An 11,464-nucleotide genomic window follows, 5' to 3' on the forward strand; every position below is an offset into this window, starting at 1 on the left:
GGTGAAATCACGAACTAATCAGTGAAATCAATATATAAAAATGAGCGATAAATTAAAAATTGGGATCAGCATTGGCGATGTAAACGGCATCGGTTTAGAGATAATTATTAAAACTTTGGCCGATAGTAAGATTTATGATTATTGTACGCCTATTGTTTACGGGCATACCAAAGTGGCTTCGTTCCACCGCCGCGCGACCCAGGTTAATGAGCTTAATTTTTTGGTGATCAATGATCCTTCACAAACTCATTTTCGCAAACCTAACATGATCAACTGTTGGGAGGAAGATGTAAAGATTGATATAGGGCAGGTTACGGAAGCAGGAGGCAAGTACGCTTTTAAATCATTGGAGCGCGCTGTTTATGACCTGAAAGAAGGTTATATAGATGCATTGGTTACCGCCCCCATCAATAAAGACAATATCCAAAGTGAGCAGTTTCACTTCCCCGGCCATACCGAATATTTGCAGCAATACGATGGTGCTGCCGAATCGCTGATGTTTTTAGTGAGCGATACTTTACGCGTTGGCGTGGTTACAGGTCATATCCCGGTATCAAAAATTGCCGAAAGCATTACCGCCGAAAAAATATTGGCCAAACTGAAGCTAATGAACCATAGTTTGCAAAATGATTTCTGGGTGCGCAAGCCAAAAATAGCCGTATTGGGGCTTAACCCCCACGCCGGCGATAACGGCCTCATCGGCAGCGAAGAAAAAGATATCATTATACCTGCTATTGAAGAAGCCCGCTCAAATAATATACTGGCATTTGGCCCATACTCGGCCGATGGTTTTTTTGCCAATGGCACTTACCTGCAGTTCGATGCTGTACTGGCTATGTATCACGACCAGGGCCTGATCCCTTTTAAACAGATCGCCTTTGAAACAGGTGTTAATTTTACAGCCGGGCTAAACTTTGTGCGCACCTCGCCCGATCACGGAACTGCGTATGATATAGCAGGAAAAAACCAGGCTTCTGAGGTCTCCTTCCGCGAAGCGCTGTTTACAGCTATCCACATTGTCAAAAACCGCAGGGAAGGACTCGAACTTAATGAAAATCCACTTTTATTCAGCAAGCTAAGCCGCGACAGAGATTAAAAAAGCCTTGTAATAGTAATGTTTCAATTTAATTACCGTTAAATTAAAACATTTACGCTGCTTGTTGCATTTACATGACTGAATGAATAATTTTCTTAGCCGCATACGTTCAATAGATGCATTCCGCGCTGTAACAATGTTCCTCATGATATTTGTGAATGACCTGGATGGCATTCCGAATACCCCAACATGGCTTAAACACGCGGGCTCAAATGTTGATGCGCTGGGTTTGGCAGATACTATTTTCCCCGCGTTTTTATTTATAGTCGGGCTTTCAATTCCCTTTGCTTTTCAAAACAGGTTAAAGCAGGGCGACAATTTCAAGCTACTATCACGGATAGTGAGCCGCTCGTTCGCGCTCATTTTTATAGGTTTCTTTCATGCCAACATGGAAACCTACAATGAAGCTACCACCCTGTTACCCAAACCCGTTTGGGAAAGCCTGGTTACATTCAGCTTCTTCTTTATTTTTTTAGATTACGGTAAGGATACGTCAGCCACTAAACGCTATATGCTGCAGGGCTTCGGCATATTGTTACTTGCAGGCATGGCAGCCCTCTATCGTACCAGCGACCCCGGACATACCTGGCTTCACTTTACCTGGTGGGGTATTTTAGGCCTGATAGGCTGGTCATACATGCTTTGTGCGCTTATCTATTATTATTCCGACGGGCATTTATGGGTACAACTGGCGGCCTGGATGTTCTTCATATTTTTTAACCTGGATGTGCATTTCGGCTTTCTTGATTTTATCGACAAGCTGCAGGGCTATATCTGGATTGCGGGTAATGGCGCCATGCAATCGTTCACCATGGCAGGGGTATTTATTTCGGTATTGTACATGCGCCTCAAGGCCAATAACGAAATGAAGATGCTTTGGGTGGCCATGATCCTGATTGCAATAATTTTGTTTAACCTGGGCTTTATCGTGCGCTATTTTAGTGGCGGCATCTCTAAAGAACGCGATACCCCTTCATGGGTGCTCATTTGTACCGGCATTAGTTTGGTGGTATATGCTTTCTTTATTTTCCTGGTTGATGTTAAAAATAAATACAACTGGTTTAAGGTGATAGAGCCCGCCGGCACCAACACTTTTACCTGTTACATAGTGCCCTTCCTGTTTTATCCCATGTATGAAATGAGCAGGATAGGCTACCCCGAATACCTGAGCCAGGGCACCGGGGGCTTAATCAAGTGTATTATATTTGCTTTTGTAATGGTATGGCTTACAGGGCTGTTGGATAAGATCAATATCCGGATCAAGATATAAACAAAGCTACTTTGTTTGATATGTTCTGATAACATCACCAGTTTGCGGATCTATGATAACAGCGGTATCGCACCAGTTAAATAATACAAATTCGTTTTGCTTATTGACAAGTGCTCCTATAAAGGGGCAGAAATCGCCGTTGTGATAGAGCGGTACATCTTTTATCTGCCATAAAAAATCGCCGGTTCTGCTAAAGGCAAAAACATTACGACGATCACGAACATTGTTGGGTATTTTCAATGTAACAACTAAAATACCGTCAACTTCAAAAATTTCCTCGATTGGATATTCAAAATCAATGCTGTTATCATCGGAAAACGTTATTTGATTGCCATTTTTAGAATAAGCCATTGTTAATTTTTGAATTAAATGGACACTATCAGTTTTTTTTCGATTTAAAATGTAAAATATATGTATTAAAAATCAAACCAATACCACGGTTAATTGCATTTAACACATTAGTGTTTATATTTGCGTTCGCAAAAAAACATCATTTTACGATAATGAGAGAAATACAATTCAGAGAAGCGCTAAGAGAGGCCATGGTCGAAGAAATGCGCAGCGACGAGAATATATACCTGATGGGTGAAGAGGTTGCCGAATATAACGGCGCGTACAAGGTAAGCCAGGGAATGCTGGACGAATTTGGCGCAAAGCGTGTTATAGATACGCCCATCTCTGAATTGGGTTTTGCCGGTATCGGCATTGGCTCGGCAATGAACGGCTTACGCCCTATCATCGAGTTCATGACTTTCAACTTTTCACTGGTAGCTATTGACCAGATCATCAATGGCGCTGCCAAAATGATGTCAATGAGCGGCGGCCAGTTTTCGGTGCCGATTGTTTTCCGCGGCCCTACCGGTAATGCAGGTATGCTTAGCTCACAGCACAGCCAGTGCTTTGAAAACTGGTATGCCAACTGCCCTGGCTTAAAAGTGGTTGTACCATCAAACCCATACGATGCTAAAGGTTTATTAAAATCAGCCATCCTTGATCCCGATCCGGTTATTTTTATGGAGTCGGAATTAATGTATGGCGATAAAGGTGAAGTGCCTGAAGAAACTTACTATATCCCATTGGGTAAAGCAAAAGTTGTTAAAGAAGGTACTGACGTTACTTTAGTTGGCTTTGGCAAGATCATGAAAGTGGTTATCGCTGCTGCTGCCGAACTTGAAAAAGAAGGTATCCACGCTGAAGTGATCGACCTGCGTACTGTACGCCCTATCGATTATGCTACAGTTATCGAATCGGTAAAGAAAACAAACCGCCTGGTAATTATTGAAGAAAGCTGGCCGTTAGGTTCAATTGCTACCGAGGTTGCTTTCAAAGTTCAAAAAGACGCGTTTGATTACCTTGATGCTCCTATCCTGCGTATCATGGGTGGCGATGTTCCGCTTCCTTATGCTCCAACTTTGATCCAGGAGTACCTGCCAAATCCTGAAAGGGTGATCAAAGCGGTTAAAGAAGTAATGTACGTTACCAAGTAATCGTTTTCTTAAACAAAATATTCAATTAGGCCCGGTATTTCATACCGGGCTCTTTGTTTTTAGAAACTTTATTTTAGCTGCCCGCTTTGCCACATTTCAATCATCTTAACAGCTATTATTGGGGGATTTGCAAAAAATGCCTACTTTTAAAAATTAACATTTTTGAACATGCGATACACCTACTTTAAAGCATTTAAACCCTTATTTTTTATCGTATCGGCGCTGGTATTCACCGGCAATGTCGCCTCGGCACAAACCCAGGCGGCCGCTGCTACCGCAGCTCCGGCTGCGGCTCCGGTAACCGGGGTACAAACCTTTATTGATAAGTTTTTTAAAGAATACGACAAGCAAGGCACGGCCCGTGCAGTGATTGATATTTTTAAAAGCAACAAGCAGATGGATTCAACCCGACTTACCGGGATTATTGTTAAAATAGATTCCATGCGCAGTGTAATAGGCAAATATCTCGGCAAGGACCTGATCATGCAACGCAAGGCTTCAAATAGCCTGGTTCTGTACAGCTATCTGCTTAAACACGAAGGCCAACCGGCCCGCATGACGTTTATGTTTTACAAACCCAAAAATGAATGGGAGATCTACCGCCTCTACTTTGATGTAGACGTTGATGGTGAACTTGCCGAATCATCAAGAGTAACGGGGAAACCATAAAAGAGGTAAAAGGACAAAGGCGAAAGGTAAAAGGCTTTTTTTGTAAAGATTAACTGAACCTTTATCCTTTCGCCTTTAACCTAAATTAGTCCACCAATATATTCTCGCCAAACTTTTGCGAAACCGTGGTATCCCCGCGGTTTTCAATTTTTATCACCAGCGAATTGTCGTACGGAATTTTTTCAATCAACTGAATTTTTGTGCCTATCCCTATGTTCAGCCGTTGAAGGTATTGCAAAAATGAACTGCTGGTGTCGCGCACGGCGGCAACATGACTTTGGGCACCAGGTTTAAGCTCAGAAAGGCTTACGGAATAGGATTTAGGCACTTTACCGTTCGCCTTTGGTATAGGGTCGCCATGCGGGTCATATTCAGGAAATCCCAGGAATTTATCCAGCCTGTCGGCAAGGGTGGCGTCGTTAATGTGTTCCAGTTCTTCGGCAATATCGTGGATCTCATCCCAGTGATAGCCTAATTTCTCCAGTAAAAAAACTTCCCAGAGTCGATGGCGGCGTACAATTAATGTAGCATCCTTTAAGCCCTGCTGGGTTAACCTTACACCATTCTTTTTATCATATTCTATCAATTGTTTTTCGGTAAGCTTACGGATCATATCTACCACCGAGGCCGGGTTATTGCTGAGCGATTCGGCAATGGCGGTGGGCGTTATTTTAAAATCCTTCCCTTGTAATGCAAGGCGATAAATAGCTTTTAAATAGTTTTCTTCCGAAAGCGTATACATCAGTAATCAATTTGATAAAACACAAACATAAGCAAAAGTAAAGCGCTTATTACATCCTGAACGTTAGGTAGTGCCTCAGCTTAAAAGAAAATACTCCGGATAAAACTTTTGAAGATTGGTTTTAATTATAATTGTATATGGATATTCAACTTTGTATTATTCTGCAAAATCCTCCGGCGGGGGTAGATTTCGGAATTCAAAAGGGCAGCGGAAACAGATATGAAACCATTCAGACACAACGATCCGATGGGCTGGATATCCAATTTAATCTGACGATCCAATTAAAAAGCGATCCGCAGAAGATCAATGATCCTCGATTTTCGGGGCCGTTTGTACAGGGACAGCCCGCAAGTCAATTCCTTTATATTGACGTTGGTGAATATGCAGGCCAGGTGGGAGGCTGGAGCCGCAGAGTTAAAGTTCCGCTTTCCGGAGTAACCTGGGACATGATAACCCAGCTTGGCCACCATTCGACTGCATTCCTTATAACGAGCTTTCCGGGAACAGCAAAAGACGGCAGTCCCATTTGTGCTACGGTAAAACCATTTGAAGGCTGGAAGGTAAATATGCCTTAAACTGAGCCTCAATGACCTTATAGATATGCCTTAGAAACAAAATAGGCCTCCTTGTCAGGAAGCCTATTTGCTATATAATAATGTTTATTAGTGATGCCCGTGACCACCACCGTGACCATGTCCGCCGTCACCACCGTGCCCGCCACCATGACCATGATCACCGCCGCCGTGCCATCCGCCTCTGTTTGGGTTACCGCCATGCCATCCGCGATCGCCGCCGCGCCAGTGATTGGCATATCTTACATCACGGCTGTTACGGATGATCACCTGATCATGACGGCCGCGATAGCCGGAATAATGATCCCTGTAGTATGCGTTGCGTATCCATGGGTTACGCTCATTTACCACAACTTTATATCCATTGTAAACATTATAGTTACGATACCTTACAGGTAAATACCTGCGGTGTACCCATACGTTGTTTTCATAGTAAATATAATTATGGGTTGGCACATCGTAGTAAGCATCAATATCAGGCATGTAATAATAGTCAACATGATCATAGCCTACAGGCCCCCAATCGGGCTGGCTGCCTATGTTGATCCCTAAACCAATACTAACCTGTGCAGAAGCTATTTTTGCAGTAAAGCAGCTTAACAAAATAACTGCCGATAAAATCATCTTTTTCATAACGCGTGTAATAAGTTATATTTATATGACTACGGTTAAAGCCCATGGTTTAACCTGTCTCAATATCTGTTGCTCCATTTATTCAAAACAAATGCCATTGTAATGGCAACCTTAGTGTAATGAAGCAAGCTCAATTAATTGTAACACAGCAAATGTTAGTTATTTTCCGTCTTAATTAAATGAGCAATATTCCAAATTAAAAAAATTGTATTTTGTTATCATTCGGTTAATAATTGTATGGAAAATAAAAGCTTTCCGGCCCTCCCGGCGCCCTGCTTCAGCCCTTGCAATGCTGTCTGCAAAAACATACGAAAATAGCCGCACAAAAAAGCCACCCCAACCGGGTGGCTTGAAATTGATAGCTAAACTACAATTATTGTTTAGGCGGCGCGGGCTGATCGGCTGGTGCTTTGCCTATCAGGTCCATAAACTGATCCAATTTTGGTGTTATGATAATTTGAGTACGCCTGTTTTGTGCTTTACCACTCGGGGTTGAATTATCCGCGATAGGATTATACTCACCACGGCCGCCGGCAGTTAAACGTTTAGGATCAACCTGGTAAGTGGTTTGCAGGGCCTGCACTACTGATGAGGCACGTAAAGCACTTAAATCCCAGTTGTTGCGGATATTTTTCTGCGAAATAGGAACATTATCCGTATTACCTTCAATCAGCACATCATAATTGCTATAGTCCATAATAATCTTGGCTATCTTGCTTAAAGTAGCACCTGCCTTATCAGATATTTCATAACTACCTGATTTATATAACATATTATCAGATAATGAAATGTAAACCACTCCCTTCAATACCTTTACATCAACATCCTGGGTTTCCTGCGGAGTTAATGAGCGGGTAAGGTTGTTGGTCAACACCATGTTAAGCGAATCGCTTTTGTTTTTAGCGTTAACCAACTGCTGTATATAGCGGTTTGAAGCATTGATCTCATCAACCAGCTTTGATATATTCACATTGCCCTGGCTGCTTGAGTTTAAACATTTGTTCAAGGCATCCTGCAAAGCGGTTACATTTGTTTTTTGCTGCTCAATTTGCTCTTCAAGGCTTTTGTTACGGCCACGTGCCACGGCAAGGGCCTGTTCGCTGGTTTGGTATTTAATGCTCAGGTCTTTGGTGCTGTTCTGCAATTGTGTGTAATTAGCATCCAGCTCTTTGTATTTTTTGCTGCTTACACAGCTTTGGCCTAATACTGCTGTTACAAGCAGGGCCAAAATGGATATTCGATATTTCATAGTGTAATTTGATTTAAATCGTTTAACAATAAATCGGTTAGCTAAGTAACGAATATAATGTCCGTTTATAGCTAACCTATACAGGTAAACTATTAAAGTTAACCGGAATGTGACATAAAGGGGCAACTTTTGTGCCGAAGGCCAACTATGCCCCTTAAGGGAAGATATAAGGGGAATTGCAAGAAAAAAGGGCTGTCCTTTTTGGGGGACAGTCCTTCATAAAAACAATCAAAATTATAACAATACAAAAACTTAATCGCGGTGGCCATTGCCGTGATTGTCGTGACCATCATGTCCGCGTTTATTACCGTTTGATTTTTGTTTTACGTCAACCCTGCGTATGGTTTTACGTTCAACCCAATGGTTACGGTATTTTTCATCGTGGCTATCACGAATTACAACCTGATCATGACGGCCTTTGTACGAGGCATATTTACGTTTGTAAACATCGTTCCTAACCCAAGGGGTGCGCTCGTTAACTACTACCTTGTAGCTGCGATATACATCAAAGTTGCCAAAGCGCGGCGGCAACATAGCGCCATGCACCCAAACATTATTATCAAAATAAACATACTGGTGGGCATTGATATCGTAATAAGCGTCAATATCGGGCAGGTAATAATAATCTACATGGTCATAACCTACAGGCCCCCATGCCGGCTGACTGCCTATGTTGATATTTAAGCTTATTTGCGCGCCGGCTATTTTTACGGTTAAGCTGCTTAATAATATGGCAGCTGTTAAAATTATCTTTTTCATTTGGTGTTATTGTTTGTTTGTAAGTATATGACAATAACAGGCCATAAAAGTTTAACTCCCTTACCTATTGCAAGGGGTAACTAATTGGATGCAATGTGTATTTTGAATTGAAACAAACTGGTGTTCAGCCTATTCGTCGTCGTTATCTTTATCGGCTGCTTTTTTAGCTGCCATGGCCAATACAGGTTTTCCGATAACTTTATAGGTGCCTTCGCCTTTTAGTATTGATACCAATTGGGCCTTGTCCTGCATGGTTTTTACGCTCTGCGCAAGTTCCTTATCGTATTTAAAGTTGGTTTCGTAGCGTCCTTTTTCGTAGTAATAGCGTGACGCTATTTCGTTTTCAAGTACTTGTTTTATTTCGTCCTTGTGTTGAATGAGGTCATTCTTTTTGCTGGCAATAAGTTTGGTTTTCAAGCCTTCATACTCGGCCTGGATATCGTTGAACTGTTTATCCTTGGTGGCTTCAACTTTTAAGGAGCTTAACAATTTTTCGGATGCGGTGGTGTAGCTATAGTTTTTATCGGCCAGGTATTTTATAAAGTCATTGTATTCACCGTCAGATAGCGTAAACGAACGGGCATCGGCAATTTTAACGTGCTTATCGTGGTAAACGGTGGCATAATCAAATATCAGCAGTTTGCCCACCAATGCCTGGGTAACATTGGCAAATTTTTCCTGTTTGATAAACAGGTCCGGGTAAATACCGCTGCCGTCATAAACAGAACGGCCGTTTTTTGTTTTAAATTCATGGATCAGCGAATCGGCCACTTTTACCACACTGCCATCATCCTTACGGTGGGTATAATCCAGCTCCTGGATACAACGGCCCGAAGGCACATAGTATTTGGCAATGGTAATTTTTACCAGGCTATTGTATGGTAAATTGAAAGTTTGCTGTACCAGGCCTTTGCCATAACTGCGCTGCCCGATAATCACCGCGCGGTCGAGGTCCTGCAGGGCGCCGGCAACAATTTCACTTGCCGATGCCGAATGGCTGTTTACCAATACCACCAAAGGCAAATCGGGTTCGAGCGGTGCGCTGATGGTGCTGTAAGTAAAGTTCTTTTCCTTTATCTTCCCTTTTTGCGATACGATCTCCACATCTTTCTGCACAAAAAGGTTCACTATTTTTACGGCTTCCTGTAATATGCCGCCGCCGTTTGAGCGAAGATCAAGAATGATACCGTTGGGATTTTTCTTTTTTAGCTCCCCGAGGGCATTGGTAACTTCGGCAGCGGAATTTTCAAGGAATTTATCCAGTTTAATATACCCCATGTTGCCATCAACCATGCCAAAGTACGATACATTGGGCTGTTTGATCTCGTCACGAACCAGGTTCTTTTCAAATGGCTGAGGTGTATTATCCCGTTTTATGAACAATTTTATGGCCGCGCCCTTTGAGCCTTTCAGCAACTGGCTCACCTGGTCATTATTTTTGCCGTTAAGGTCAACATCGTTTATCTTCAGGAGCTGATCGCCGGGGTGTACATCTCCTTTTTGGGCCGGGAAGCCCGCAAACACTTCCGATACAAATACTTTACCGTTACGCAAAAAAATACTGGCACCAATGCCGCCATATTGGGTACTTACGTAATGCAGCTTATAATCTTCAATTTCTGATTCGGGCACAAACTCGGTATAAGGGTCAAGGCCATCGAGCATAGCATCAACACCGGTTTTTACAAGCTTGGCCGAATTGATGTCATCAACATAATTGATATTAACCTCTTTATAAACAGAGGCAAAAACATCAAGGTTCTTCGAGATCTGGAACAGGTCGTCATTAAAACCCACTATGCCCGCGGCCAGCAATGCAATACCTGCAAATAAGCCTGCTCTTTTGTATTCTTTTTTGAACACTAAACCCTGTTTCATCATTTATCCTCGAAAAAAATAAAAATACAAAAAAGCTATCCAGTTTGTATAACCGCAGTGTCTATTTTACAGTCGGTTGGTATCAATATTAACCAGGGCCTTTTTTAGGGTAAAAACCACATATTTGCGATCTCGGTTTACCAGGTCCATCAGTTTGGTAATCAAGCTTTCTTCCTGTCCTTCGCTGTATTTTAACTGCTCGTCTGTAAGGTGGTTGTATTTACGTTGAATCTTAATTTTTACGCGTTCCCAATCCTTGTTGGTAATACTGATTTCAGCCATGTTCAATTTATTTTCAGCAAAAATATAAAAAATACCAAGTTGCTACTGCTAATTGTTTGGCTCGTGTATTGATAATACGTAATACGGTTCAAATATGGGCCGGATTATAACCAAAGTAAATTAATAGCGTAGGGCCGTATACAATTTAAAGGATAACGTGCGTTTATGGCTTTACATTTAACATCGAAAATCATGAAAAAGTATCTATTAAGTGCAGTATTGCTGATAGCTGTAAGCATCAGTGCAAAAGCACAATTTTCTTTAGGCGTAAAGGGGGGTGTCAATTTTTCAAAAATTGGCTCCGATAATTTTAACGACAAAAACCTGACCGGCTACCAGGCTGGTTTATTTGCCCGCGTAGGCAACGGCGTTTACTTACAGCCAGAGCTTTACCTGAGCGGCACCGGCGGTAAATTTGAATCAAATGATAACAACACTGCTTTTAGCGGTAAAGTGAGGTTCACTAACCTCAATGTGCCGTTATTGGTTGGTAAATCATTTGGCGAAAAAGATTTGAACTTCCGCATTATGGCAGGTCCTATTTATACTTACACGCTTGATCAAAGCACCAGCGTAAGTAATAACGTAGGTAATGCATTCAATGATTTTAATAAAAGCAATATTGGTTTCCAGGCCGGGGCCGGTGTTGATATAGGTTCAATCACTGCCGATTTGCGTTACGAGGGCGGCTTAACCAAAGTGAGCGACAGTTTTGCTAAACGCCAAAACCTTTGGGCACTGAGTGTGGGCTTCAAGATTTTTTAAGTTTGAAGTTAGTGAGGACTTGTTAATTGACATTCGTGAGGACACGAACGTTGGAAACGTAA

13 protein-coding genes are annotated in these 11,464 nt (G+C 42.1%); 6 read left to right on the forward strand and 7 right to left on the reverse strand.

The window, feature by feature from the left end; all coding sequences use genetic code 11:
* The first annotated feature begins 40 nt into the window (after window positions 1-40).
* Window positions 41-1,096 carry a 4-hydroxythreonine-4-phosphate dehydrogenase PdxA gene (gene pdxA, locus IEX80_RS17150; RefSeq protein WP_188833586.1) on the forward strand — a complete coding sequence of 352 codons (1,056 nt, stop codon included), beginning with the start codon at window positions 41-43 and terminating at the stop codon, window positions 1,094-1,096.
* Window positions 1,097-1,178: 82 nt separating this feature from the next.
* Window positions 1,179-2,366 (forward strand): DUF5009 domain-containing protein, encoded by a 1,188-nt coding sequence (locus IEX80_RS17155; protein WP_188833587.1) that lies wholly within the window; start codon window positions 1,179-1,181, stop codon window positions 2,364-2,366.
* 6 nt (window positions 2,367-2,372) lie between these two features.
* Here IEX80_RS17155 and IEX80_RS17160 read toward each other — a convergent pair whose 3' ends face one another.
* On the reverse strand, window positions 2,373-2,717 hold the full coding sequence (locus IEX80_RS17160; protein WP_188833588.1) for a DUF7957 family protein: 345 nt from the start codon (window positions 2,715-2,717) through the stop codon (window positions 2,373-2,375).
* 152 nt (window positions 2,718-2,869) lie between these two features.
* Between IEX80_RS17160 and IEX80_RS17165 the strand changes: the two genes are divergently transcribed.
* Window positions 2,870-3,853, forward strand: coding sequence for a pyruvate dehydrogenase complex E1 component subunit beta (locus tag IEX80_RS17165; RefSeq protein WP_090532123.1), 984 nt, complete (start codon window positions 2,870-2,872; stop codon window positions 3,851-3,853).
* A gap of 168 nt (window positions 3,854-4,021) precedes the next feature.
* Window positions 4,022-4,522 carry a hypothetical protein gene (locus tag IEX80_RS17170; RefSeq protein ID WP_188833589.1) on the forward strand — a complete coding sequence of 167 codons (501 nt, stop codon included), beginning with the start codon at window positions 4,022-4,024 and terminating at the stop codon, window positions 4,520-4,522.
* A gap of 85 nt (window positions 4,523-4,607) precedes the next feature.
* Here IEX80_RS17170 and IEX80_RS17175 read toward each other — a convergent pair whose 3' ends face one another.
* Window positions 4,608-5,264 (reverse strand): metal-dependent transcriptional regulator, encoded by a 657-nt coding sequence (locus IEX80_RS17175; protein ID WP_188833590.1) that lies wholly within the window; start codon window positions 5,262-5,264, stop codon window positions 4,608-4,610.
* 137 nt (window positions 5,265-5,401) lie between these two features.
* On the opposite strand from IEX80_RS17175, the gene IEX80_RS17180 reads away from it, so the two are divergent.
* The gene (locus tag IEX80_RS17180) at window positions 5,402-5,839 is read left to right on the forward strand and encodes a DUF5990 family protein (protein ID WP_090532129.1); all 438 of its coding nucleotides are present in this window, start codon (window positions 5,402-5,404) and stop codon (window positions 5,837-5,839) included.
* A gap of 87 nt (window positions 5,840-5,926) precedes the next feature.
* Here IEX80_RS17180 and IEX80_RS17185 read toward each other — a convergent pair whose 3' ends face one another.
* The 5 genes from IEX80_RS17185 to IEX80_RS17205 all read right to left on the reverse strand — a co-directional run bounded on the left by IEX80_RS17185 (window position 5,927) and on the right by IEX80_RS17205 (window position 10,637).
* Window positions 5,927-6,469, reverse strand: coding sequence for a hypothetical protein (locus tag IEX80_RS17185; protein WP_217633192.1), 543 nt, complete (start codon window positions 6,467-6,469; stop codon window positions 5,927-5,929).
* A gap of 373 nt (window positions 6,470-6,842) precedes the next feature.
* Window positions 6,843-7,718 carry an OmpA/MotB family protein gene (locus IEX80_RS17190; protein ID WP_090532131.1) on the reverse strand — a complete coding sequence of 292 codons (876 nt, stop codon included), beginning with the start codon at window positions 7,716-7,718 and terminating at the stop codon, window positions 6,843-6,845.
* A gap of 252 nt (window positions 7,719-7,970) precedes the next feature.
* The gene (locus IEX80_RS17195; protein WP_188833591.1) at window positions 7,971-8,477 is read right to left on the reverse strand and encodes a hypothetical protein; all 507 of its coding nucleotides are present in this window, start codon (window positions 8,475-8,477) and stop codon (window positions 7,971-7,973) included.
* A 129-nt stretch (window positions 8,478-8,606) separates the two neighbouring features.
* Complete coding sequence (locus tag IEX80_RS17200) at window positions 8,607-10,358, reverse strand: S41 family peptidase (protein WP_308421703.1); 1,752 nt, start codon at window positions 10,356-10,358, stop codon at window positions 8,607-8,609.
* A 63-nt stretch (window positions 10,359-10,421) separates the two neighbouring features.
* A complete protein-coding gene (locus IEX80_RS17205; RefSeq protein WP_090532134.1) occupies window positions 10,422-10,637 on the reverse strand; it encodes a hypothetical protein in 216 nt (71 codons plus the stop codon).
* Between the two features lie 192 nt (window positions 10,638-10,829).
* Here IEX80_RS17205 and IEX80_RS17210 point away from each other — a divergent pair, with 192 nt between their 5' ends.
* Entirely contained in the window at window positions 10,830-11,402 is a 573-nt protein-coding gene (locus IEX80_RS17210) for a porin family protein (protein ID WP_176625773.1), read from the forward strand.
* Window positions 11,403-11,464: the final 62 nt, after the last annotated feature.

The organism is Mucilaginibacter rubeus (genome assembly GCF_014643835.1).
GTDB lineage: Bacteria > Bacteroidota > Bacteroidia > Sphingobacteriales > Sphingobacteriaceae > Mucilaginibacter > Mucilaginibacter rubeus.

Excerpts from the sequence above, each read along its gene's own strand:
- pdxA (WP_188833586.1), top strand. The coding sequence starts at position 41 with ATGAGCGATAAATTAAAAATTGGGATCAGCATTGGCGATGTAAACGGC.
- IEX80_RS17155 (WP_188833587.1), top strand. The coding sequence starts at position 1,179 with ATGAATAATTTTCTTAGCCGCATACGTTCAATAGATGCATTCCGCGCT.
- IEX80_RS17160 (WP_188833588.1), bottom strand. The coding sequence starts at position 2,717 with ATGGCTTATTCTAAAAATGGCAATCAAATAACGTTTTCCGATGATAAC.
- IEX80_RS17165 (WP_090532123.1), top strand. The coding sequence starts at position 2,870 with ATGAGAGAAATACAATTCAGAGAAGCGCTAAGAGAGGCCATGGTCGAA.
- IEX80_RS17170 (WP_188833589.1), top strand. The coding sequence starts at position 4,022 with ATGCGATACACCTACTTTAAAGCATTTAAACCCTTATTTTTTATCGTA.
- IEX80_RS17175 (WP_188833590.1), bottom strand. The coding sequence starts at position 5,264 with ATGTATACGCTTTCGGAAGAAAACTATTTAAAAGCTATTTATCGCCTT.
- IEX80_RS17180 (WP_090532129.1), top strand. The coding sequence starts at position 5,402 with ATGGATATTCAACTTTGTATTATTCTGCAAAATCCTCCGGCGGGGGTA.
- IEX80_RS17185 (WP_217633192.1), bottom strand. The coding sequence starts at position 6,469 with ATGAAAAAGATGATTTTATCGGCAGTTATTTTGTTAAGCTGCTTTACT.
- IEX80_RS17190 (WP_090532131.1), bottom strand. The coding sequence starts at position 7,718 with ATGAAATATCGAATATCCATTTTGGCCCTGCTTGTAACAGCAGTATTA.
- IEX80_RS17195 (WP_188833591.1), bottom strand. The coding sequence starts at position 8,477 with ATGAAAAAGATAATTTTAACAGCTGCCATATTATTAAGCAGCTTAACC.
- IEX80_RS17200 (WP_308421703.1), bottom strand. The coding sequence starts at position 10,358 with ATGATGAAACAGGGTTTAGTGTTCAAAAAAGAATACAAAAGAGCAGGC.
- IEX80_RS17205 (WP_090532134.1), bottom strand. The coding sequence starts at position 10,637 with ATGGCTGAAATCAGTATTACCAACAAGGATTGGGAACGCGTAAAAATT.
- IEX80_RS17210 (WP_176625773.1), top strand. The coding sequence starts at position 10,830 with ATGAAAAAGTATCTATTAAGTGCAGTATTGCTGATAGCTGTAAGCATC.